This is a genomic window from Achromobacter sp. AONIH1 (assembly GCF_002902905.1).
Classification (GTDB): Bacteria; Pseudomonadota; Gammaproteobacteria; order Burkholderiales; family Burkholderiaceae_B; genus Achromobacter.
Genome location: NZ_CP026124.1, coordinates 1,615,521 through 1,637,849, shown reverse-complemented (window position 1 = coordinate 1,637,849; position 22,329 = coordinate 1,615,521). Strand labels below are relative to the sequence as shown.

Below are 22,329 nucleotides of genomic sequence, written 5' to 3'. Positions count from 1 at the left end.
GGCGGGCGGCTGATCCAGGACTAGGGCCGCGCCGGCGTCGCCGCAGCCGGCTCGGCGGCGGCAGCCGCCGGCCCGGCGTTCGCGGGCGCCGTGGCGGCCTGCGCCGGCGGCGGATTCAAGCCATCCCAGCCGCCGCCCAGCGCCACGATCAGGTTGACGCTGGCGGCCAGCCGGTTGCCCAGCAGGCTCAGCGCGCTGCGCTCGCTGTTGAGCGCCGTGGCCTGCACCACCGACACGCTCAGATAATCCACCAGGCCGGCCTCGTACTGGTTGCGGATCAGGCGCAGCGATTCGCGCGCCGCCTCCAGCGCGCGGCCCTGCACCACCTGCTCTTGCTCCAGGACGCGCAGCTGGATCAGATAATCCTCGACTTCGCGCAGACCGGTGAGCGCGGCCTGTCGATAGGCCGCCGCCTGCGCGTCGTAGGCCGCGCGCGCCTGATCCACCTTGGCCTGGCGCGCGCCGCCGTCGAATACGGTCAATGCCAACGCCGGGCCTAGCGACCAGAAGCGCGCGGGCGCGGTCAGCAGTTCGGCGAACTGGCCGCTGCGGAAACCGCCGTCCGCCGACAGGGTGAGACTGGGGAACCAGGCCGCCTGCGCCACGCCGATCTCGGCATTGGCGGCGGCCGCGCGGCGTTCCGCCGCCGCCACGTCGGGACGCCGCTCCAGCAGCTCTGACGGCAGCCCCACCGGAATCTGCGGCAGCCGCTGCGTGAACGGCGCGGGCGTCAGGCTGAACTGCGACGGCGCCTGCCCCATCAGCACGGCGATGGCATGCTCGTATTGCCCACGCTGCCAATCCAGGTCGACGGATTGGGCTCGCGTGTTTTCCAGCTGCGTGCGCGCCACGGCCACGTCCGCCTGCGCGGCCACGCCGACCTCGTAACGGTTCTGCGTCAGGCGCAGCGACCGTTCATAGGCCGCGACGGTAGCGTCCAGCAGACGCTTCTGTTCGTCCAGCACGCGCAATTGCAGATAGGTCAGCACCAGGCTGGCCTGCGCGCTCAGCCGCGTGGCGGCCAGATCGGCCTGGCTGGCGGCGGCGCTGGCCTCGGATGACTCGACCGAGCGGCGCACGCGGCCCCACACATCCAGCTCCCAGCTGACGCTGCCGCTCAGTGAATACTGATTCGACACATTGCCGCCCGACGAGGACGAGCCGCCCTGCGTGCCGCCGCCGCTGCCCGAGCGCGTGACGCCGGCATTGGCGCCCACGGTCGGGAAGAAGCCGGCGCGCGCGCCGCGCACCAGGCCCAGCGCCTGGCGGTAGTTGGCCTCGGCCTGCGCGATGGTCTGGTTCGACGCGTTCAGGCGCTCGACCAGGCCGTCGAGCGTGGCGTCGCCATAGACCCGCCACCATGCGCCGCGATCGACCTGGTCACGCGGTTCGGCGGGTTTCCAGCCCGGCACCTCGCCCTGCCCTTCCTTGTAGGATGCTCCGATGTCCAGCGCCGGGCGCTGATAGTCGGGCCCGACGGCGCAGGCGCCCAGCAAGGCGCACAGCGCGAGCGCGACGGCGCCGCGCAACGGCAGGAGGGAAAACGACGGCTTGGCGTTGCGGGTCATGGATGTTCTGAGGAAACGGCCGCCGCGCCGCCGGAACGGCGCCTGCGCGCGGCCCAGAGACGGAAGCGGTCCAGATAGAGATAAACCACGGGCGTGGTGTAGAGCGTCAGGATCTGGCTCAACACCAGGCCGCCCACGATGGTGATGCCCAGCGGCTGGCGCATCTCGACGCCGGCGCCGGTGGCCAGCATCAGCGGCAGCGCGCCGAAGATGGCGGCCATGGTCGTCATCATGATGGGACGGAAGCGCGTCAGGCAGGCCTGGAAGATCGCGTCGCGCGGCGCCAGCCCCTGCGTGCGCTCGGCCTCCAGCGCGAAGTCCACCATCATGATGGCGTTCTTCTTGACGATGCCGATCAGCAGGAACACGCCGATCAGCGCGATCAGCGTGAAGTCCTGGCGCAGCATCAGCAGGGCCAGCAGCGCGCCCAGGCCGGCGGATGGCAGCGTCGACAGAATGGTCAGCGGGTGCACGAAGCTCTCGTACAGGATGCCCAGCACGATATACATGGTGACCAGGGCGGCCAGGATCAGCCAGGGCTGCTGCGCCAGCGTCTGCTGCAGGGCGGCGGCGGTGCCCTGGAAGCCCGCCTGGATCTGATCCGACGGCAGCCCGATGCGCGCCACCGCCGCGTCGATGGCCGCCGTGGCCTGGCCCAGAGACACGCCGGGCGCCAAGCTGAACGACACGGTGTCGGCCACGAACAGCCCCTGGTGCTGCACGCTCAACGGCGCATTGGCATCCTCGAAGCGGGCGAAGGCCGACATGGGCACGCGCACGCCGGTGGCGGTGATCACTTCCACCTGCTTGAGCGACTCGATATCCTGCGCGAAGCGCGGGTCCACGCCCATCACCACGTGATATTGGTTGAGCGGGCCGTACATCACCGATACCTGGCGCTGGCTGAAGGAATTGTTGAGCACGGTGGAGATGGTGCTCATGCTGACGCCGAGCCGGGTGGCGGCCTCGCGGTCGATCACCAGGTTGATCTGGCGCCCCTTGTCCTCGACGTCGGTGTCGACGTCGGTGATCTCGGGCACCTCGGCCATGGCGCGCTGCACCTTGGGCATCCAGGTCCTCAGCAGCTGCAGGTCGCCGGACATCAGCGTGTAGTCATATGAGCCCTGGCTGGAACGGCCGCCGATGCGGATGTCCTGCTGCGCCACCAGGAACATGCGCGCGCCCGGCATGTTCTGCAGCTTGCCGCGCAGGCGGTTGATGACCACGTCGGCCGATACGCCGCGCTCTTGCAACGGCTTGAGCTGGATCTGCATGAAGCTGCTGTTGCTGCCGCCGCGCCCGCCGGCGAAACCGGTCATGCTCTGCACGGCGGGATCGGCCAGCACCACCTTGCGCAGCGCGTCCAGCTTGGGCACGGTGGCCTGGAACGAGGTGCCCTGGTCGACACGGAAGAAGCCCAGCAGCTGGCCGGTGTCCTGCTGCGGGAAGAAGCCCTTGGGCACCACCGCGTACAGATAGACGTTCAGCCCGACGGCCGCGGCCAGGATCAGCATCATCAGCCGGCCATGCGCCAGCGCCCAGCCCAGCGTGCGACGGTAGCCGTCCTGCATGGCCACGAAGCCGCGCTCGGACCAGCGCGCCAGCCGGCCCGGCGGCCGGGGTTCGGCCGGCTCGGCGCGCAGCAGCCGCGCGCACATCATGGGCGTGAGCGTCAGCGACACCACCAGCGACACCGTGATGGCGGCCGACAGCGTGACGGCGAACTCGCGGAACAGCCGCCCGACCACGCCGCCCATCAGCAGGATCGGAATGAACACCGCCACCAGCGACAGGCTCATGGACAGCACGGTGAAGCCGACCTCGCGCGAGCCGCGCAGCGCGGCGCGCATCGGCGTCATGCCGCGCTCGACGTGGCGCATGATGTTCTCCAGCACCACGATGGCGTCGTCCACCACGAAGCCGGTGGCCACGATCAGCGCCATCAGCGAGATCGTGTTCAGCGTGTAGCCGCACAGGTACATGACGCAGAAGGTGCCGATCAGCGACACCGGCACCGCGACGCTGGGGATCAGCGCGGCGCGCCAGCGGCGCAGGAACAGCAGCACCACCAGCACCACCAGGCCCACCGCGATGACCAGCGTCAGCTCGGCCTCGTGCAATGAGGCGCGGATGCTGGGCGTGCGGTCCTGCGCCACCGACATCTTGACGTCGGCCGGCATCAGCGCGGACAGCATGGGCAGCTGGGCGCGCACCGCATCCACCGTCTCGATGATGTTGGCGTCGGCCTGGCGCCGCAGGATCATCAGGATGGCCTTGCGGTCGTTGAAGAAGCCCGTCTGGTAGAGATCTTCAACCGAATCCTCGACCTTGGCCACGTCCGACACGCGCACCGGCGCGCCGTCGCGCCAGGCCACGATCAGCGGCTTGTATTGCTCGGCGCGGCTGAGCTGGTCGTTGACCATGACCTGCCAGTGATAGCGGTCGTTCTCCAGCACGCCCTTGGGGCGGTTGGCGTTGGCATTGGCCAGCGCCGTGCGCACGTCGTCCAGCGACACGCCGCGGTTGGCCAGCGCGCCGGGCAGCACGGTCACGCGCACGGCCGGCAGCGAGCTGCCGCCCACCGTCACTTCGCCCACGCCGTCCACCTGCGACAGCTTCTGTGCCACGATGGTCGAGGCCAGGTCGTAGAGCTGGCCCTGGCTGAGCGTGTCGGAAGTCAGCGCCAGCGTCATGATGGGCGCGTCCGACGGGTTGGACTTGTGATACGTAGGATTGCTGCGCAGGCTGGTCGGCAGCAGCGAGCGCGCCGCGTTGATGGCGGCCTGCACATCGCGCGCGGCGCCATTGATGTCGCGGCTCAGGTCGAACTGCAGCGTGACGCGGGTCGAGCCCTGCGAACTGCTGGAGGTCATCTCGGTCACGCCGGCGATGCTTCCCAGCGAGCGTTCCAGCGGCGTGGCCACGCTGGAGGCCATGGTCTCGGGGCTGGCGCCGGGCAGGCTGGCCGACACCGAGATGGTGGGAATGTCCACCTGCGGCAGCGGCGCCACCGGCAGCAGGAAGAACGACAGCAGCCCCGCCAGCACGACCGCCAGGGTGAGCAGCGTGGTCGCCACCGGACGGACGATGAAGGGCGCCGAGATGATCATGAAGCGCCCCTGGGCCGCGCCGGCCGCGCGCCGCGCCAGCGACGCGACAGACGGTCGAACATCAGGTAGATGACCGGCGTGGTGAACAGCGTCAGCACCTGGCTCAGCAGCAGCCCGCCGACCATCACCAGGCCCAGCGGCTGGCGCAATTCAGCGCCCGTGCCGGTGGACAGCATCAGCGGCAGCGCCCCGAACAGCGCCGCCAGCGTGGTCATCAGGATGGGACGGAAGCGCAGCAGCGCCGCCTCGTGGATGGCCGCGCGCGGCGACAGGCCGCGCTTGCGCTCGGCGTCGAGCGCGAAGTCGATCATCATGATCGCGTTCTTCTTGACGATGCCGATCAGCAGGATGATGCCGATGATGCCGATCATGTCCAGCTCGGTGCCGCTGATCAGCAGCGCCAGCAGCGCCCCCACGCCGGCCGAGGGCAAGGTCGACAGGATGGTGATGGGGTGGATGTAGCTCTCGTACAGCACGCCCAGCACGATGTACATGGTGACCACCGCCGCCAGGATCAGCCACAGCGTGCTCGTCAGTGAATTCTGGAAGGCCAGCGCCGCGCCCTGGAAGCGCGTCTCCACGCCGGCCGGCATGCCGATCTCGGCCTCGGCGGCCTTGATGTCCTCGACGGCGCCGGATAGCGAGGCGCCCGGCGCCAGGTTGAGCGACACGGTCACCATGGGGAACTGATCCAGCCGGTTCACGGCCAGCACGGTCTTGCCTTCGGTGATGCGCGCCACCGAGGACAGCGGCACCTGTCCGCCGGTCGATGTCGGCACGTGGATCTGGCCCAGCGCCGCCGGATTGGTCTGGAACTGCGGCTGCGCCTCGAGCACCACGCGGTACTGGTTCGACTGCGTGAAAATCGTGGAGATCAGCCGCTGACCGAAGGCGTCGTACAACGCCTCATCGATCACGGCGGCGGTGATGCCCAGGCGCGAGGCCGCGTCACGGTCGATCTCCACCCAGGTCTGCAAGCCCTCGTCCTGCAGATCGTCGGTCACGTCCGACAGGCCGGGCACCTGGCGCAGCCGCTCGACCAGCTTGGGCGTCCATAGACTCAGCACGCCCAGGTCGGGATTGGACAGCGTCATCTGGTATTGCGTGCGGCTGACGCGGTCCTCGATGGTCAGGTCCTGCACCGGTTGCATGTAGACGGTCAGGCCGTCCTGCGTGGCCAGCGAGTCCTGCAGCCGCGCCATGACCGCGCGCAGGTCGCCGCTGCGCTCGGCATGCGGCTTGAGCGCGATCAGCATGCGGCCGGCGCTGAGCGTGGCATTGCTGCCGTCCACGCCGATGAAGGACGACACGGCGGCCACGTCAGGATCCTTCAGCGCCTTGCTGGCGGCGGCCTGCTGGCGCTCGGCCATGGCCGTGAAGGAGATCGATTGCGGCGCCTGGGTGATGGCCTGGATCAGGCCCGTGTCCTGCTGCGGGAAGAAACCCTTGGGGATCATGATGTACAGCAGCACCGTGAGCGCGAAGGTCGCCAGGGCCACCAGCAGCGTCAGCGGCTGGTGCCGCAGCACCACTTGCAGCATGCGGTCATAGGCGGCGATGACGCGGTCGATAAGGCCGCCCGTGATCTGGTGGAAGCGGCCGTGGTGCTGCTCGGATTCGGCGCGCAGCAGGCGCGCGCACATCATCGGCGTGAGCGTCAGCGATACGAACAGGGAAATCAGGATGGACACCGCCAGCGTGATGGCGAACTCGCGGAACAGCCGGCCCACCACCTCGGTCATGAAGAGCAGCGGGATCAGCACGGCGATCAGCGAGAAGGTCAGCGAGATCAGCGTGAAGCCGATCTGCGAGGCGCCCTTGAGCGCCGCCTGCAGCGGGCTCTCGCCCTCCTCGATGTGGCGGGCGATGTTCTCGATCATGACGATGGCGTCGTCCACCACGAAGCCGGTGGCGATGGTCAGCGCCATCAGCGTCAGGTTGTTGATGGAGAAGCCGGCCAGGTACATGATGCCGAAGGTGCCCACCAGCGACAGCGGCACCACCACGCTGGGAATCAAGGTGGCCGTGAGGCTGCGCAGGAACACGAAAGTCACCATCACCACCAGCGCCACGGCCAGCAGCATCTCGAACTGCACGTCGGCCACCGAGTCGCGGATGGTCTGGGTGCGATCGGACACCACGGTCACGTCCAGCGTGGCGGGCAGCGACGCGCGCAGCTGCGGCAGCAGCGCGTTGATCCGGTTGACCACGTCGATCACATTGGCGCCGGGCTGGCGCTGGATGTTCAGCAGGATGGCCGGCTTGTCGCCCGCCCAGGCCGCCTGCCGCACGTCCTCGGCCCCTTCCACCGCGCGCGCCACGTCCGACAGGCGCAGCGGCGCGTTGTTCTTGTAGGCGATGATCAGGCTGTTGTAGTCGGTGGGCGTCTTGAGCTGGTCGTTGGCGTTGATCGTGGTCGAGCGCAGCGGGCCGTCCAGGTTGCCCTTGGGCTGGTTGACGTTGGCGCCGACGATGGCCGTGCGCAGGTCCGACAGCGACATGCCGTTGGCGGCCAGCGCCTGCGGATTGACCTGCACGCGCACCGCCGGCCGCTGCCCGCCGGCCACGCTGACCAGGCCCACGCCCGGAATCTGCGACAGCTTCTGCGCGACGCGCGTGTCCACCAGGTCGCGCACCTGCGGCAGCGGCATGGTCTGCGAGGTGATCGCCAGCGTCAGCACCGCGGCGTCGGCCGGATTGACCTTGTTGTAGGTCGGCGGCACCGGCAGGTCGTTGGGCAGCAGGTTGGAGGCCGCGTTGATGGCCGCCTGCACCTGCTGCTCGGCCACGTCCAGCGGCAGGCTCAGGTTGAATTGCAGCGTGATGACCGACGCGCCCCCGGAACTGGTGGACGACATCTGGTTCAGCCCCGGCATCTGTCCAAACTGGCGCTCCAGCGGCGAAGTGACCAGCGAGGTCATCACGTCGGGGCTGGCGCCGGGGTACAGCGTGGTCACCTGGATGGTCGGGTAATCCACTTCCGGCAGGGCCGACACCGGCAGCAGCCGGTAGGCGATGAAGCCGGCGATCAGGATGGCCACCATCGACAGCGTGGTGGCCACGGGCCGCAGGATGAACAGGCGCGACGGGCTCACGGCGGCGTCCGCTTATCGGGTGGCCGGGGTGGTGCCGGCGGGCGCGCCCGCGCCCAGCGACTTGTCGGTCGACTTGGGTATCGTGTCCGATCCCTTGGCCACGTCGACCTTGGCCCCCGCGCGCAAGCGGTCGGTGCCCTCGGTCACGACCCGGTCGCCGGGCTGCAGGCCCTCGTTGACCGCCACCATGCCGTTGTTGACGGCGCCCAGCTTGACCTGCCGCACGGCCACCGTATCGTCGTCCTGGACCAGGAAGACGAAAGCGCCGGCCGAGCCTTGCTGCACCGCCGCGATGGGAATCGCGGTGGCGTCCTTGCGCGTGGTCACGTGCAGGCGGGCATTGACGAACTGGTTCGGAAACAGCGCGTCGTCGGCATTGTCGAAGCGCGCCTTGAGCTTGAGCGTGCCGGTGGCGACGTCGATCTGGTTGTCCAGCGTTTCCAGCTTGCCGGTGGCGATGCGGCGGGTATCGGCCCGGTCATAGGCCTCCACGGTCAGCGTGTGGCCGGCCGCCAGCTCGGCCCGCACTTCGGGCAGTTGGGTCTCGGGCAGCGTGAACACCACGGAGATGGGCTGGGTCTGGGTGATGACCACCAGGCCATTGGTGTCGGAACTGGACACCAGGTTGCCCTTGTCCACCTGGCGCAGGCCGAGACGGCCACTGATGGGCGCGGTGATGCGCGAGTAGTCCAGCTGCAGCTTGGCATTGTCGACATTGGCCTGGTCGCTCTTGACCGCGCCTTCGTACTGGCGCACCAGCGCGGCCTGCGTGTCGACCTGCTGTTTGGCGATGGAGTCCTGCTTGTACAGGGCCTGGTAGCGCTGCAGGTCGCGGCGGGCGTTTTCCAGCTGGGCCAGATTCTGCATCTGGGTGCCCTGGGCCTGGGCCAGCGCGACCTGGAAGGCGCGCGGATCGACCTGTGCCAGCAGGTCGCCGGCCTTGACCATTTGGCCTTCCTTGAAGGGCACGTCGACCAGCTCGCCGCTGACGCGGCTGCGCACGGTGACGGTGCTATAGGCCGTGACCGTGCCCAGGGATTTGAGATAGATGTCGATGTCCTGCTTGACCGCGGCCGCCGCGCGCACCGGCACGGCCATGTTGGCCATGGCGGCCATCTGGCCGCGTCCCGCGCCGGGGCGGCCCGCGCCGGGCTTGGCCGAAGGCCGCAACGCCAGCCATACGATGCCGGCGACGACCAGCAGCAGAATGGCCCACCCGAGCAAGCGGCGTCGGGTCCAACGGGAAGGCGGAGTAACGGGACGGCTTTGAGACATGGAAGCGGATCCGGCGCGAGCGGGAAAAGCCGTATTGTCTACTAGGCGACGTTGAATTCGTATGATGCCCGGCCGCGCTGAAATAGCCCGCAACAGGAATCAGGGCCTGAAAGGCCCGCGCTCAGGAATTGCAGAGCGTCATCTGGAAGGGCACGTCCCGCGCCACCGGCTGGGGCTTGAAATCCCCGTCCTGGGTGGAAAAACGTATCCAGATCATATACTTATTGGCGCTGATCTCGGGAAACACGCCGTGCGCCGGGTCCACCCACACGCGCAGCATCTGGAACTGCTTGCCGCCCAGCATCTGCTGGTAGGCGCCCTGCTCGGCCACGGTGTCGCTCTTGCGGCCGGACTCGCGCAACAGACGCAGCGCCAGCGTCAGGCCGTCGTACAGGGGAACGAAGGGCGCGGTCCAGGCCTGCAGGTCGGCGCAGCGCGCGGCCTGGGGCTTGTGCTGCCAGGAGTAGTACGAGGGCATGTCGACCTGGATCGCGCCGCCCGCCACCGACAGGCGGCCGCGCAGGCTGGTCAGCCATTCGTTCTCGCGCAACGACTGGCCGGTCTTGCCGGTCGCCGACAGCGTTTGCGCGACCTTCTCCATTTCGCGCAACATGCCCTCGAGCGCGTCCTGCGCCACGCCAGGATGGTCGCGCAATGCGCCAAGCGCCAGGCGCTGCCGTTCCAGGTCCTGCAGCAGCGCGCCCTTGATGTCGGTGCGCTCGCAGGCGTCGAGCAGGTCGAACAAGGCGGTGACGGCAACCTGGTGCTGGCGGAAATCTCCCTCGCGAGCGAAGAAGAACAGCCTGTCGAACAGGTATTCCAGCCGCAGATAAGCGCGGATGCGCTCGTTGAAGGGATATTCGTAAACAATCACGCTATATGCAGGCCCGTCAGGGGTCGGCCGCGTGGGCCGGGTTATTCATGAGCGCCGCATCGGCGCCAGGCTCACGGCCTTGCGGCCGCCAATGCCAACCAACGCTCATGCAAGGTCTTCGTCCGCGCGCGCAGTTGTTCTGGCGTCGTGTCGCCATCGTTGGCGACGACATCGTCCGCGACCGCCAGCCGGCTTGCCCGCGCAGCCTGTGCCGCCATGATACGCCGTATGGCAGGCTCCGTCAGCCCGCTGCGCGACTGCACGCGGGCGATCTGCGTGGCGGGATCGCAATCGACCACGCAGATGCGGTCCACGCGCGACCGCCAGCGCGGCAGCGACTCGACCAGCAACGGCACCACGAACACCAGGTAGCAGCCGCGCGCCGCGTCGGCCTGGCGCTCTGTCTCATCGCCGATCAACGGATGCAGCACGGCTTCCAGCCGCTGCCGCACCGAGACATCGGCGAAGGCGCGCTCGCGCATCCAGGCGCGGTCCAGCGAGCCGTCCTCGGCCAGCGCCTCGGCGCCGAACGCCTGCTCGATCGCGGGCATGGCCGAACCGCCGGCAGCGGTCAGCGCCCGCGCGATCTCATCGGTGTCCACCACGGACGCGCCCCATTCGGCCAGCATGTCCGCCACGCGCGACTTGCCCGAGCCGATGCCCCCCGTCAAACCTATTTTGAATATGCTCATCGCTTCGTCCCATGTATGGCCGCTCGCGCGCCGGCGCCATGCTCGATGGTCATGGCAACAGCCTTGCCAGCCCGGGCTCGCCGCCCAGCAACAGCACCGCCACCCCGGCCAACGCCAGGTAGGGGCCGAAAGGCAAGGGTTGGCCACGGCGGGCTCGGCCGGCCAGCGTCATCGTACCGCCCACCAGCACGCCGGCCAGCGACGCCGCCAGCAGCAGCATGGGCAGCGCGCCCACCCCGAACCATGCGCCCAGCGCGGCCAGCAGCTTGAAGTCGCCGTAGCCCATGCCTTCGCGCCCCGTGAAGTAGCGGAACGCGTGGAAGATCAGCCACAGGAAGCCGTAGCCCGCCACCGCGCCCAGCACCGCCAGCGGCAGCGGCGTGAAACCGTCGCCCAGATTGACCAGCAGCCCGGCCCAGGCCAGCGGCAAGGTGATGGCGTCGGGCAGCAGCGTGCTCTCCAGGTCGATCCAGGCCAGCGCCACCAGGGAGGCCGACAGGCCCATGCCGCACAACGCGATGGGCGTGGGGCCGAAGCGCCAGGCGCAGGCGGCGAACAATACGGCGGTCAGCAGTTCGATCGCGGGATAGCGCCAGCCGATGGCCGCGCCGCAGGCCGCGCAGCGCCCCTTGAGCAGCAGCCAGCCCGCCAGCGGCAACAGGCGCCAGCCCCGGACCGGCGCCGAGCATTGCGGACAATGCGAGACCGGCGCGCGCAGGCCATAGACCGGCGCGCACGCCGGCTCCGTGGCGGCGGCCGGCTCGGCTGACTCCTGGCAATGCGCCTGCCACTCTCGCTCCATCATGCGCGGCAGCCGATGGGTCAGCAGCGTCAGCCAGCCGCCCACGGCCAGGCCGGCCAGCGCCGCCAGAGCCAGGAACAGGGATTGAGGCAGGTCAAAGGCTTGCCACATGGCCGTCATGCGCCCCCGCCGTCCGGCCTGGCGCATGGCCGAGCCCCGCTGATACGCGAGGGGCCGGGCAGGCATGCCAGGCGTTCATGCCTGGGGACGTGTCGTAATTTGGGCATAAAGACTGGCCGCTCGACGGAGCGGCGATTGGATTCGTATCGAATCTTCGCATAAGTGCGTAAAATCGGAGACAGACTCAATTCACGGATAAGCTGCCATGATGACCGCGCGCGACGATACCTCCACCCGCCCCCGCAAATTCAACATCATGGCGCTGCTGCTGGCCGGCTCGGCACTCGGCATCGCCGGCTGCGCGCAACAGCGCACCGAAGGCTATTACGACCCTCCGGCTGAAAGCACCGTCACGGACGCCCAGTCCCAAGGCTCCGGCGCCGGCTACCGCACCGTCCTGCGCGCACCGTCGCAAGTGCAGATCGCGCTCAAGCCCGACGCCCCCCGCAAGACCGCGAGCCAGCAGGCCCAGGCCGCGCAAGCGGGCCATACCACCGAGGACGGCCAGCCCGTGCCCGAAGGCGCCGACAGCGGCGCCGCCTCGGGCGCGGCGCCCGCCCCGGCCCTGCCGGCATCCACGCCCAGCGCCGCCGCGCACAGCCTCGTGCCGCAACCGCAGACCTACATGGGTACGCTGCCCTGCTTCTCGCCCGCCATGCAGTGCACGGCGCAGCGCGTGACGCTGACGCTGGCGCCCAACGGCCGCTGGCGCGGCCGCGTCGCCTACCTGGAAAGCGACGCCAAGCAGGGCGCGCCGGTGGTCGAGCAAGGCTGCTGGGACGCCACCGACGAACGCCCGTCGCGCGTGATCCTGCTGGACGGCAAGGGCAACGTGCGCGCCGAATTCGCCGCCGCCGCCAACAATGTGCTGCGCGTGCGCTCCATCGCCGGCCAGACGCCCAACCTGAACTACAACCTGACCCGCCAGCCCGACCTGGACCCGATCGACGAGCTGGCCAAGGCCGCCGCGCCGCAGTGCCCTTGAGCGCCGCCGGCAACGGCTGAACGCGGCGGGCAGCTATCCCGGCTGCCCGGCTGCGACACGACAGGCCCGCCTTCTGGCGGGCCTGCGCGTTTCCGGACCTGGCGCCCGCGCTAGGACCGGCCCCGGCCGCGCGGGGCGGCCGGACGGACAGGGCGCGAACAAGAACCGGAGGAATCGGACGCAGCGGCGGAGGCGGACGAACCGGAAGCGCCAGCGCAAACCGCGGCCGCGTCGGGATGCCGCAGCAACGGCGACGCTCCCGCGCGCCAGTGCTCGCACAGCCGGCACGCCAGCTGCATGGCGTTGCGGACGCCAAGTTTTTCGAAGATGTGGGCGCGATGGGCCTCGGCCGTGCGCAGCGAAATGCCAAGGTCGATGGCGATGACCTTGTTGGCGCGGCCGGTGGCCACATAGAGGACGATTTCGCGTTCGCGAGGGGTCAGCGAAGCGAGCAGGGAATCGAGATCGGAGCGTAGCTGCATGGGCAAAGACGGCTGGCATTCCTGTGAATACCCGCAGTCTGCCGCGGCGTTGGCCAGGCCGTAAGCTGGCAATTCTGACAGCGGCGGGCCGCGCCCGCCCCCCCGGCGGCTACACCCGGTAGGCCAGTTCCAGGTTGTCGATCAGCCGGGTCGCGCCCAGCTTGGCGGCGGCCAGCGCCACCAGCGGTTCGCCGGCGGCCAGGTCGGCGGCCTCGGGACGCTTCAGGTCGCGCTGGCGGCGCACCGAGATGTAATCCACCAGCCAGCCACGGCGCGCCAGGCTGGCGGCGGCCTCGGCCTCCAGCGCGGCCGAGTCGGTCGCGCCGGCGACCAGCCGCTGCTCGATGGCGCGCAGCTCGGCGTACAGCGCCGGCGCCTCGGCGCGCTCGGCGTCGCTCAGGTAGCGGTTGCGCGAGGACAGCGCCAGGCCGTCGTCGGCGCGCACGGTCTCGTGCGCCAGCACTTCCACCGGCAGCTGGAACTGGCGGCACATGTTGCGCACCACCATGAGCTGCTGATAGTCCTTCTTGCCGAACACGGCCACGCGCGGCTGCACGCAGGAAAACAGCTTCAGCACCACGGTGCTCACGCCCGTGAAGAAGCCGGGCCGGAACTCGCCTTCCAGAATGTCGCCCAGGTCGTCGGGCGGCTGCACGCGGTAGTTCTGCGGCTCGGGATACATCTCGCGCTCGTCGGGCGCGAACAGCACGTAGACGTCGCGCTCGCGCTCCATCTTCTCGATGTCGGCCGCCAGCGTGCGGGGATAGCGGTCGAAGTCCTCGTTGGGCCCGAACTGCAGCCGGTTGACGAAGATGCTGGCCACCACCGGGTCGCCGTGCTGGCGGGCCATCTTCATCAAGGACAGGTGGCCTTCGTGCAGGTTGCCCATGGTGGGCACGAAGGAGACGCGGTTCTGGCCGCGCAGCTGGTCGCGCAGTTCCTGGATGGTGTGGACGACTTTCAAGGGAATTCTCCGGGGTTGGGCGCAGCCCCGCCGGCGGATCAGGCCGCGACGGCGGCCACGCTCGTGTAGGCCAGGCGCACGTAGATCGGCGCGTAGGGCTCGGCCTGCGTGATCTCCAGCAGCGATTCGCGGGCCAGCTCGAGCATGGCGATGAAATGCACGACGACCACGGCCGCGGGCGCGCCTTCGCGGATGCGCTCCATGAAGAGGTCGCCGAACTCCATGAAGCGCACGTCGTTCAGACGCCTCAGGATATGGGTCATGTGGTCGCGCACGGACAGCTGTTCGCGCGTGATGTGGTGGTGCTGGTTGAGCCGGGCGCGCTTCATGATGTCGGCCCAGGCCGCGCGCAGGTCGTCCACATCGACCTCGGGCAGCATGCGCTCCACGCTCAGGTCGGCCACGGCGTGGCTGCTGACGAAATCGCGGCCCAGCTGGGGCATGGCGTCGAGCTTCTGCGCCGCCAGCTTCATCTGCTCGTACTCGAGCAGGCGGCGGACCAGTTCGGCGCGCGGGTCCTCGGGCTCTTCGCCGGTGTCGGTCTTCCTGACCGGCAGCAGCATGCGCGACTTGATCTCGATGAGCATCGCCGCCATGAGCAGGTACTCGGCGGCCAGCTCCAGGTTGTGGATGCGGATCTGGTCCACATACGACAGGTATTGCCGCGTGACATCCGCCATGGGAATGTCCAGAACGTTGAAGTTCTGCTTGCGGATCAGGTACAGCAGCAGGTCCAGCGGCCCCTCGAACGCCTCGAGGAAGATCTCCAGCGCATCCGGCGGGATATACAGGTCCGTCGGCATCTGGAACAGCGGCTCGCCGTAAAGGCGAGCGAAGGCCACGCTGTCGACCGTGTCAGGGGTGCTGTCGACGGGCGGTTCCACGAGCGCGGCCAGGGCGTCGCCTGGGACGGAGCCGTTCTTGGACATGGCTGCCGCGACGGTATCAGTCGGCCTGATACACGTACGGCTTTTGCGGCACGCGGGCCGCGCGGAAGCCTTCCTGCAGTTCCTGGTCCTGCGGCTTGTCCCAGAGGCGGGCGCGGCCTTCGCGCTGGCGCTCCTCGGTGCCGGGATGGGACTTCTTGTAGTCCTTCAGGAAGAGAGTGATCTCGGATTCGTAGTTGGTTGCCATGACACCAATTTCAGCGGGTTTCTGATCCCGGGAGTTTACTGCACCCCGGGCCACCCCCGGCGTTACAATCTTCCGGCACCCAACGCCCCCTCCCGCCATGCCCGCAGACACCGCCGCAGCCGCCCATCCCGCTCCGCCCTCGACCCCGGACGCGCAGCGCGCGGCGCGGATGATTCCCTTCATCGTGGGCTGCGCGCTCTTCATGCAGATGCTGGACGCCACCGTGGTGGCCACCGCCCTGCCGGCCATGGCCCGGGCCCTGGATTCGACCCCGGTGCGACTGAACGTGGCCATCACCTCCTACCTGCTGTCGGTGGCCGTGTTCGTGCCGGTCAGCGGCTGGGCGGCCGACCGGTACGGCGCGCGGCGCGTGTTCGTGGCCGCCATCGGCCTGTTCACCCTGAGTTCCGTCGCCTGCGCCCTGGCCCAGGACCTGCCGCAGCTGGTCCTGGCGCGCATCGTGCAAGGCATGGCCGGGGCCATGATGGTCCCGGTGGGCCGCATCATCCTGCTGCGCACGGTGCCCAAGCAGGATCTGCTGAAGGCCATGTCCTTCCTTTCCATCCCGGCGCTGCTGGGGCCAGTGATCGGACCGCCGCTGGGCGGTTTCATGGTCACCTACATGTCCTGGCACTGGATCTTCCTGATCAACATCCCGATCGGCGTGCTGGGCATCGCGCTGGTGCTGCGCTACGTGTCCGAGATCCGCGAGGAAAGCGCTCCCGGCCTGGACTGGCTGGGCTTCCTGCTGAGCGCTGCCTGTCTGGCCATGCTGGTCAGCGGCTTCGAGGCCATCGGCCGCGACATCATGCCGTTGCCCGCGTTGCTGGGCCTGCTCGCCGCCGGCGCCGCCTGCGGCCTGCTCTACGCCTGGCACGCCAGGCGCGTAGAGCATCCCATCATCGACCTGTCGCTGATGAAGATCCCCACCTTCGCCATCTCCACGCTGGGCGGCAACCTGTGCCGCTTCACCGTGGGCGCCACGCCCTTCCTGCTGGCCATGCTGCTGCAGGTGGGTTTTGGCCTGACGCCGTTCTCGGCCGGACTGATCACCTTCGCCAGCGCCGCCGGCGCGCTGCTGATGAAGTTCGTGGCCACGCCCATCGTCAGGCACTTCGGCTTTCGCCGCGTGCTTACCGTCAACGCGGTGCTGGCCGGCGCCTTCGTAGCCGCCAGCGCCGCCTTCACGCCCACCACGCCGGTCTGGCTGATGATCGCCGTGCTGCTGGTCGGCGGCTTCTTCCGCTCGCTGCAGTTCACCGGCGTAAATACGCTAACCTATGCCGATATCCCGCCGGCCAAGATGAGCCGCGCCAGCAGCTTCGCTGCGATGGCGCAGCAGTTGGGCATCAGCCTGGGCGTGGGGGTGGCCGCCGTCACGCTGAACGTCAGCATGACCTTGCGCGGCGCCGAGACGCTGGCCATACGCGACGTGGTCGCGGGTTTCATCGTCATCGGCCTGATGTGCGCGGCCTCGGTTTTCTCCTTTAGACGCCTCGAGCCTCTGGCCGGGGCACACCTGAACGGCGCAAAGCAAAGTGACGACGAATGAGTTTGTCCTCGCCCTGGACCAGGGCACGACCAGTTCCCGGGCCATCGTGTTCGACCGCGACGGCGTAGTGCGCGGCGTCGGCCAGCGTGAATTCCACCAGCACTATCCCCGGCCGGGCTGGGTCGAGCACGATGCCGGCGAGCTCTGGCACAGCCAGCTCGACGTGGCGCGCGAAGCGCTGCGCAACGCCGCGGCCACCGCGGCCGACGTGGCCGCCATCGGCATCACCAACCAGCGCGAAACCACGCTGATCTGGGAGCGCGCCACCGGCCGCCCGCTGGCGCGCGCCATCGTCTGGCAGGACCGCCGCACCGCGCCGCTGTGCGACCGGCTGCGCGCCGACGGGCACGCCGATTTCCTGCAGTCCCGCACCGGCCTGGTGCTGGACGCGTACTTCTCGGGCACCAAGCTGTCCTGGCTGCTCGACCACGTGCCCGGCGCGCGCCAGATGGCCGAGCGCGGCGAACTGGCCTTCGGCACCGTCGACACCTGGCTGGTGTGGCAGCTGACCGGCGGCGCGGTGCACAGCACCGACCCCAGCAACGCCTCGCGCACCATGCTGTTCGACCTGCACACGCAGGACTGGAACGATGACATCCTGGCGCTGCTGAACATCCCGCGCAGCGTGCTGCCCGGCATCGCGCCGAGCAGCGCGGTGATCGGCAACGCCCTGCCAGAATGGCTGGGCGGCCCCATCCCCATCGCCGGCGTGGCTGGCGACCAGCAGGCCGCCACCTTCGGCCAGGCCTGCTTCACGCCCGGCATGGCCAAGAACACCTACGGCACCGGCTGCTTCATGCTGATGAACGTTGGCGACAAGCCGGTGCGCTCGGCCAACAACCTGCTGTCCACTGTGGGCTGGGGCCTGCCCGATGCCGGCTCGCCCGGCGCCTGGAAACCTGCGTACATGCTGGAAGGCGGCGTGTTCGTGGCCGGCGCGGCGGTGCAGTGGCTGCGCGACGGGCTGGGCATCATCCAGCGCTCGGAAGAGATCGAGGCGCTGGCCGCCAGCGTCGCCGACACCGACGACGTGTTCATGGTGCCGGCCTTCGCCGGCCTGGGCGCGCCGCACTGGGACCCCTACGCGCGCGGCACACTGGTCGGGCTGACGCGCGGCACCACGCGCGCCCACATCGCCCGCGCCACGCTGGAATCCATCGCGCTGCAAAGCGCCGAGCTGCTGACCTGCATGAACGGCGACAGCGGCATCGCCCTGACCGAGCTGCGCGTGGACGGCGGCGCGGCGCGCAACGACCTGCTCATGCAGATGCAGGCCGACCTGCTGGGCGTGCCCGTGGTGCGCCCGCGCGTATCGGAATCGACCGCGCTGGGCGCGGCCGGCCTGGCCGGCCTTGCCGTGGGCTTCTGGTCCGGCCAGGACGAGTTCGCCTCCAAGTGGCAAGCCGAGCGGACCTTCCAGCCAGCCTGGCCGGAATCCGTGCGCGCAGCCCGCATGCAGCGCTGGCGCCAGGCGGTGGAGCTGTCCAAGGGCTGGTCCAACACCGCCAGGTAACGGCCACGCCCGGTACCGCCGGCGCGGTCAGCGCCGGCGGCCCTCGCGCCGGTCCATCGCCCGCCGCGCCATCCGGTAGCCGGCGTAGACATAGAAGGCACTGCTGTCCAGCACCAGCCAGGCGCCCAGTCCGCAGGACAGCGCCAGAGCCGGCCCCACCGCGCGCATGTCGCCCTGGGTCCAGGCGATCAGGCCCAGCGCGCCGGCGGCCGCCAGACCCAGCGCCAGCCGCCTGAGCAGCACCAGCCCGTAGGCGTGTCCGCCCATGAAGGCCACCACGCCGATGGCCAGGACCAGCGCGGTCGCGGCGCAGGCCAGCACCAGCGCGAAGGCCGCCGCCGCCGCGCCCGCCAGCGGCAGCAGCAGGCTCAGCAGGCCCAGCCCCACGCCCACCCCGCCCGCCATCGTCAGCACCGCCAGCGCCAGCGGCGACCACATGCCCGGCGGCGCGCGATGCGCGTCCATCTCGGCGACGAAGCGATGCATCGCCGTCGACTCCCTGGACCCGGCGCCGTCCAGCTCCGCCTCCAGCCGGCGACACTGCGCGATCAGCGCATTCAGGCCACGGCGGGACGCGGGCATGTCAGGACCTCGCCGCGCCCGGCGCGTGTTCGGCCACCGTGGCGCGCAGGGCCGCCATCGCCTCCTGCACGGCCGCCGGCCGGAAGGCATCCTCGCGCCAGTACATCGCCACCGAGCCGAAGCCCGACAGGCGCACCGGCAGGATGCGCATGGCCCGCAGCTCCGAGAAGCGCAGCGCGGCGCGGTGCGAGGCCACGCCGATCATGTCGCTGTTGTTGAGCAGCGTGAGATTGATGGTCACCGAATTGGATTCCACGTGGTCGGCTGCCGCGACCTGGCCGGCGGCGGCCAGCGCGGCGTCCAGCGCATTGCGGATGGGCGTGCCCCTGGGCCACAGGATCCAGCGGTACGACAGCAGCTGCGGCCAGTCCGGCTGCGCGACGGCGAACAGCGGATGGCGCGGCCGCGCCACCAGGTGGATGGGTTCCAGATAGAGCGCCTCGTAGCGGATGGCGGGATCGTGATGCTCGGGCGCCGAGCGCCCCACCACGATGTCCAGCCCACCTTGCGCCAGTTGCTCCAGCAGCCGGTCGGTGGTGCCTTCGACCAGTTTCACGCGCGCCTGCGGCATGCGCTCGAGCAGCTTCATCACCGCCAGCGGCACCGTGTCGGACGCCGACGCGCCCGAGGCGCCGATCACTACCCGCCCGCCGCCGCCCTCACGCAGCGCGGCCATGTCCTCGCCGGCGCGGTCGAGCTGAGCCTCGACGCGGCGCGCGTGGGCGATCAGCACGTCGCCATGCGGCGTGGGCCGCAGCCCGCGCGCGTGCCGCTCGAACAGCGGCAGGCCGATATCGTCTTCCAGATCCTTCAGCCACTTCGACAGGCCGGGCTGCGTGGTATTGAGCATGGCCGCCGAATGGCTGATGTTGCGGGTCTGGTCCAGGCTGAGCAGCATCTTCAGGTTGCGCAGGCGCAACCGGTGGGTCCAGTCCATGCAAGCCCCTTGCTTGTCCCTGAGGTATATATTTCTTCGTATGGATAATAAGATAATTTCATTTCAAAACACATAGCTGCCTGCGCATAATCATCTCCACCATCCGGACCGCGCCCCGCCGCGACGGTCCCGAGCAGAAGCCGGCTTGAACCGGCTCGCCCAGGAGACAAGCATGCAGGACAGCCACACCGCCGGCGCGGATCGCGCCGCCTATTACGCGCGCATCGCCAAGAAGCACATGGCCCCGCTATGGGAGTCGCTGCACAACCTGGTGCCGCGCGAGCCCGCGCCGCGCTGCGTGCCCGCCATCTGGAAGTACGAGGACGTGCGCGCCGACGTCATGGCCTCCGGCGCGCTGATCAGCGCCGAGGAAGCCGTGCGCCGCGTGCTGATCCTGGAGAACCCCGGCCTGCCCGGCCAGGCCAGCATCACGCAAAGCCTGTACGCCGGCCTGCAGCTGATCCTGCCCGGCGAGATCGCGCCCAGCCACCGCCACACCCAATCCGCGCTGCGCTTCATCGTCGAGGGACGCGGCGCCTACACGGCGGTCAATGGCGAGCGCACCACCATGCGCCCCGGCGACTTCATCATCACCCCGTCCTGGACCTGGCATGACCACGGCAACGCCGACAGCGCCGACGGCGGCGAGCCGGTGGTCTGGCTGGACGGCCTGGACATCCCGCTGCTGCGCTTCCTGGACGCGGGCTTTGCCGAGAACTACCCCTCGGCCACCCAGCCCGTCACCCGCCCCGAGGGCGACAGCATGGCGCGCTACGGCCACAACATGGCGCCGGTGCGCCACCAGGCGACGGGCGGCACCTCGCCGATCTTCAACTACCCGTATGAGCGCAGCCGCGAGGCGCTGGACCAGCTCTACCGCCACGGCGAGCTGGACCCTTGGGACGGCGTCAAGCTGCGCTACCTGAACCCGGCCACGGGCGGCTATCCCATGCCCACCATGGCCACCTTCATGCAGCTCCTGCCCGCCGGCTTCCAGGGCAAGACCAGCCGCTGCACCGACTCCACCGTCTACTGCGTGGTGGAGGGCCGCGGCACGGCCCGCATCGGCGAGCAGGAATTCCATTTCGGCCCGCGCGACGTATTCGTGGCGCCGTCCTGGCAGCCGCTGCAGCTGGCGGCGCTGGAAGACGCCACGCTGTTCAGTTATTCCGACCGCCCGGTGCAGGCCGCGCTGGGCGTCTGGCGCGAAGCGCGCGCCGACTGAACGCGCGGCGCCCGCGCGCCTTTCCGTTTTCCGACAGTCCCGCATCAGAAGGGTGATCCATGTCTTTCGTCTTTGCCCCCGCCGCGCCCGTCGCGGTGCCCGTGGCCGGCAGCGCCGACCGCTATCCCGTGCGCCGCGTCTATTGCGTGGGCCGTAACTACGCCGCCCATGCCCGCGAGATGGGCTTCGACCCGGACCGCGAACCGCCCTTCTTCTTCTGCAAGCCGGCCGACGCCGTGGTGCCGGTGGCCGAAGGCGAGACGCTGTCCCTGCCCTACCCGCCCGAGACCGCCAACCTGCACTATGAAATCGAGCTGGTCGCCGCCATCGGCAAGGGCGGCGCGAACATCGCCGTGGAAAACGCGCTGGACCATGTCTGGGGCTATGCCGTGGGCCTGGACATGACACGCCGCGACCTGCAGATGAAGATGCGCGAGGCCGGCCGCCCCTGGGAGCTGGGCAAGGCCTTCGACCAGAGCGCGCCGATCGGCCCGCTGCGCCCCGCCGCCGCGCTGCCCGACATCGCCCGCGCCGGCATCTGGCTGCAGGTCAACGGCCGCGACAAGCAGCGCAGCGACATCGGCAAGCTCATCTGGTCAGTGGCCGAGACCGTGGCCTACCTGTCGAAGTACTTCCGTCTGGAAGCCGGCGACCTGATCTATACCGGCACCCCCGAAGGCGTGGGCCCGGTGGTGCGCGGCGACCTCATGACCGGCGGCGTGGACGGCCTGGGCACGCTCAGCGTGCGCATGGCCTGAGACCTTCCGCGAAGAGCCGCCCATGCAACTGCACAACTTCTTCAACAGCTCCACCTCGTACCGCGTGCGCATCGCGCTGGCGCTCAAGGGACTGTCCTACGAATACCTGCCGGTGAACCTGCGCAAACAGGAACAGCGCGCCGCCGGATATGTGGCGCTGAACCCGTCCGCCGGCGTGCCGCTGCTGATCGACGGCGACACGCAGCTGTCGCAGTCGCTGGCCATCATCGACTACCTGGACGCCACCCATCCCGAGCCGCGCCTGCTGCCCACGGATGCGCTGGCGCGGGCGCGCGTGCTGGAACTGTCGCTGGCCATCGCCTGCGACATCCATCCCGTCAACAACATGCGCATCCTGCGCTACCTGCAGGACGTGCTGGGCGCCAGTGACGCGCAGAAGAACGACTGGTATCGCCACTGGATCGCCGAAGGCATGTCCGCCGTCGAGACGCTGCTGCAGCGCCACGGCCAAGGCGCCTATTGCTTCGGCGACGCGCCCACGCTGGCCGACTGCTGCCTGGTGCCCCAGGTGGCCAACGCGCAGCGCATGGGCTGCGATCTGACGCCATACGCCCATGTCATGCGCGTCCATGAGCACTGCGTCGCCCAGCCCGCCTTCCAGCGGGCCGCGCCCGCCCAGCAGCCCGACTACATCCAATAG

General features: G+C 69.4%; 19 protein-coding genes. 6 read left to right on the top strand and 13 right to left on the bottom strand.

Annotation, left to right across the window (positions count from 1 at the left end; translation table 11 throughout):
- Window positions 1-20: 20 nt before the first annotated feature.
- The 7 genes from C2U31_RS07520 to C2U31_RS07490 all read right to left on the bottom strand — a co-directional run bounded on the left by C2U31_RS07520 (window position 21) and on the right by C2U31_RS07490 (window position 11,527).
- The gene (locus C2U31_RS07520) at window positions 21-1,568 is read right to left on the bottom strand and encodes an efflux transporter outer membrane subunit (protein ID WP_103272274.1); all 1,548 of its coding nucleotides are present in this window, start codon (window positions 1,566-1,568) and stop codon (window positions 21-23) included.
- A complete protein-coding gene (locus C2U31_RS07515) occupies window positions 1,565-4,678 on the bottom strand; it encodes a multidrug efflux RND transporter permease subunit (RefSeq protein ID WP_103272273.1) in 3,114 nt (1,037 codons plus the stop codon). Before C2U31_RS07515 ends, C2U31_RS07520 begins: the two co-directional genes overlap by 4 nt.
- The gene (locus C2U31_RS07510; RefSeq protein ID WP_103272272.1) at window positions 4,675-7,773 is read right to left on the bottom strand and encodes an MdtB/MuxB family multidrug efflux RND transporter permease subunit; all 3,099 of its coding nucleotides are present in this window, start codon (window positions 7,771-7,773) and stop codon (window positions 4,675-4,677) included. Before C2U31_RS07510 ends, C2U31_RS07515 begins: the two co-directional genes overlap by 4 nt.
- 12 nt (window positions 7,774-7,785) lie before the next feature.
- On the bottom strand, window positions 7,786-9,048 hold the full coding sequence (locus C2U31_RS07505; RefSeq protein WP_103272271.1) for an MdtA/MuxA family multidrug efflux RND transporter periplasmic adaptor subunit: 1,263 nt from the start codon (window positions 9,046-9,048) through the stop codon (window positions 7,786-7,788).
- Window positions 9,049-9,169: 121 nt separating this feature from the next.
- Complete coding sequence (gene zapD, locus C2U31_RS07500) at window positions 9,170-9,922, bottom strand: cell division protein ZapD (RefSeq protein ID WP_103272270.1); 753 nt, start codon at window positions 9,920-9,922, stop codon at window positions 9,170-9,172.
- Window positions 9,923-9,993: 71 nt separating this feature from the next.
- Window positions 9,994-10,614, bottom strand: coding sequence for a dephospho-CoA kinase (gene coaE / locus C2U31_RS07495; RefSeq protein ID WP_103272269.1), 621 nt, complete (start codon window positions 10,612-10,614; stop codon window positions 9,994-9,996).
- Between the two features lie 49 nt (window positions 10,615-10,663).
- Entirely contained in the window at window positions 10,664-11,527 is an 864-nt protein-coding gene (locus tag C2U31_RS07490; RefSeq protein WP_103276302.1) for an A24 family peptidase, read from the bottom strand.
- 217 nt (window positions 11,528-11,744) lie between these two features.
- Between C2U31_RS07490 and C2U31_RS07485 the strand changes: the two genes are divergently transcribed.
- On the top strand, window positions 11,745-12,521 hold the full coding sequence (locus C2U31_RS07485) for a copper resistance protein NlpE N-terminal domain-containing protein (protein WP_103276301.1): 777 nt from the start codon (window positions 11,745-11,747) through the stop codon (window positions 12,519-12,521).
- Window positions 12,522-12,631: 110 nt separating this feature from the next.
- Here C2U31_RS07485 and C2U31_RS07480 read toward each other — a convergent pair whose 3' ends face one another.
- The 4 genes from C2U31_RS07480 to C2U31_RS07465 form a co-directional block, all read right to left on the bottom strand.
- Window positions 12,632-13,003, bottom strand: a complete 372-nt coding sequence (locus C2U31_RS07480; RefSeq protein WP_103272268.1) for a response regulator transcription factor — start codon at window positions 13,001-13,003, stop codon at window positions 12,632-12,634.
- Window positions 13,004-13,112: 109 nt separating this feature from the next.
- Window positions 13,113-13,967 (bottom strand): pantoate--beta-alanine ligase, encoded by an 855-nt coding sequence (gene panC, locus C2U31_RS07475; RefSeq protein WP_103272267.1) that lies wholly within the window; start codon window positions 13,965-13,967, stop codon window positions 13,113-13,115.
- 38 nt (window positions 13,968-14,005) lie between these two features.
- Window positions 14,006-14,896 carry a ScpA family protein gene (locus C2U31_RS07470; protein WP_103272266.1) on the bottom strand — a complete coding sequence of 297 codons (891 nt, stop codon included), beginning with the start codon at window positions 14,894-14,896 and terminating at the stop codon, window positions 14,006-14,008.
- Between the two features lie 16 nt (window positions 14,897-14,912).
- Window positions 14,913-15,101 carry a DUF3460 family protein gene (locus tag C2U31_RS07465; RefSeq protein ID WP_103272265.1) on the bottom strand — a complete coding sequence of 63 codons (189 nt, stop codon included), beginning with the start codon at window positions 15,099-15,101 and terminating at the stop codon, window positions 14,913-14,915.
- 97 nt (window positions 15,102-15,198) lie between these two features.
- On the opposite strand from C2U31_RS07465, the gene C2U31_RS07460 reads away from it, so the two are divergent.
- Complete coding sequence (locus tag C2U31_RS07460) at window positions 15,199-16,653, top strand: DHA2 family efflux MFS transporter permease subunit (protein WP_103272264.1); 1,455 nt, start codon at window positions 15,199-15,201, stop codon at window positions 16,651-16,653.
- The gene (glpK, locus tag C2U31_RS07455; RefSeq protein ID WP_103272263.1) at window positions 16,640-18,166 is read left to right on the top strand and encodes a glycerol kinase GlpK; all 1,527 of its coding nucleotides are present in this window, start codon (window positions 16,640-16,642) and stop codon (window positions 18,164-18,166) included. The genes C2U31_RS07460 and glpK overlap by 14 nt, the downstream gene beginning before the upstream one ends.
- 27 nt (window positions 18,167-18,193) lie before the next feature.
- On the opposite strand, the gene C2U31_RS07450 is transcribed toward glpK, so the two are convergent.
- Window positions 18,194-18,748 carry a hypothetical protein gene (locus tag C2U31_RS07450; protein ID WP_103272262.1) on the bottom strand — a complete coding sequence of 185 codons (555 nt, stop codon included), beginning with the start codon at window positions 18,746-18,748 and terminating at the stop codon, window positions 18,194-18,196.
- Window position 18,749: 1 nt separating this feature from the next.
- Window positions 18,750-19,685 (bottom strand): LysR family transcriptional regulator, encoded by a 936-nt coding sequence (locus tag C2U31_RS07445; protein WP_103272261.1) that lies wholly within the window; start codon window positions 19,683-19,685, stop codon window positions 18,750-18,752.
- Window positions 19,686-19,857: 172 nt separating this feature from the next.
- Here C2U31_RS07445 and gtdA point away from each other — a divergent pair, with 172 nt between their 5' ends.
- From gtdA to maiA, 3 genes are read left to right on the top strand one after another with little or no spacing between them, the layout of a single operon-like run.
- Window positions 19,858-20,910, top strand: a complete 1,053-nt coding sequence (gene gtdA / locus C2U31_RS07440) for a gentisate 1,2-dioxygenase (RefSeq protein ID WP_103272260.1) — start codon at window positions 19,858-19,860, stop codon at window positions 20,908-20,910.
- A gap of 59 nt (window positions 20,911-20,969) precedes the next feature.
- On the top strand, window positions 20,970-21,668 hold the full coding sequence (locus tag C2U31_RS07435; protein ID WP_103272259.1) for a fumarylacetoacetate hydrolase family protein: 699 nt from the start codon (window positions 20,970-20,972) through the stop codon (window positions 21,666-21,668).
- A 22-nt stretch (window positions 21,669-21,690) separates the two neighbouring features.
- Window positions 21,691-22,329: a maleylacetoacetate isomerase gene (gene maiA, locus C2U31_RS07430; RefSeq protein ID WP_103272258.1), complete on the top strand. Its 639-nt coding sequence runs from the start codon at window positions 21,691-21,693 to the stop codon at window positions 22,327-22,329.

Coding starts and splice junctions, on each gene's coding strand:
- C2U31_RS07470 (WP_103272266.1), bottom strand. CDS start 14,896: ATGTCCAAGAACGGCTCCGTCCCAGGCGACGCCCTGGCCGCGCTCGTG.
- gtdA (WP_103272260.1), top strand. CDS start 19,858: ATGCAGGACAGCCACACCGCCGGCGCGGATCGCGCCGCCTATTACGCG.
- C2U31_RS07490 (WP_103276302.1), bottom strand. CDS start 11,527: ATGTGGCAAGCCTTTGACCTGCCTCAATCCCTGTTCCTGGCTCTGGCG.
- C2U31_RS07450 (WP_103272262.1), bottom strand. CDS start 18,748: ATGCCCGCGTCCCGCCGTGGCCTGAATGCGCTGATCGCGCAGTGTCGC.
- C2U31_RS07520 (WP_103272274.1), bottom strand. CDS start 1,568: ATGACCCGCAACGCCAAGCCGTCGTTTTCCCTCCTGCCGTTGCGCGGC.
- C2U31_RS07460 (WP_103272264.1), top strand. CDS start 15,199: ATGCCCGCAGACACCGCCGCAGCCGCCCATCCCGCTCCGCCCTCGACC.
- C2U31_RS07435 (WP_103272259.1), top strand. CDS start 20,970: ATGTCTTTCGTCTTTGCCCCCGCCGCGCCCGTCGCGGTGCCCGTGGCC.
- C2U31_RS07465 (WP_103272265.1), bottom strand. CDS start 15,101: ATGGCAACCAACTACGAATCCGAGATCACTCTCTTCCTGAAGGACTAC.
- C2U31_RS07480 (WP_103272268.1), bottom strand. CDS start 13,003: ATGCAGCTACGCTCCGATCTCGATTCCCTGCTCGCTTCGCTGACCCCT.
- maiA (WP_103272258.1), top strand. CDS start 21,691: ATGCAACTGCACAACTTCTTCAACAGCTCCACCTCGTACCGCGTGCGC.
- coaE (WP_103272269.1), bottom strand. CDS start 10,614: ATGAGCATATTCAAAATAGGTTTGACGGGGGGCATCGGCTCGGGCAAG.
- C2U31_RS07515 (WP_103272273.1), bottom strand. CDS start 4,678: ATGATCATCTCGGCGCCCTTCATCGTCCGTCCGGTGGCGACCACGCTG.
- C2U31_RS07485 (WP_103276301.1), top strand. CDS start 11,745: ATGACCGCGCGCGACGATACCTCCACCCGCCCCCGCAAATTCAACATC.
- C2U31_RS07505 (WP_103272271.1), bottom strand. CDS start 9,048: ATGTCTCAAAGCCGTCCCGTTACTCCGCCTTCCCGTTGGACCCGACGC.
- C2U31_RS07445 (WP_103272261.1), bottom strand. CDS start 19,685: ATGGACTGGACCCACCGGTTGCGCCTGCGCAACCTGAAGATGCTGCTC.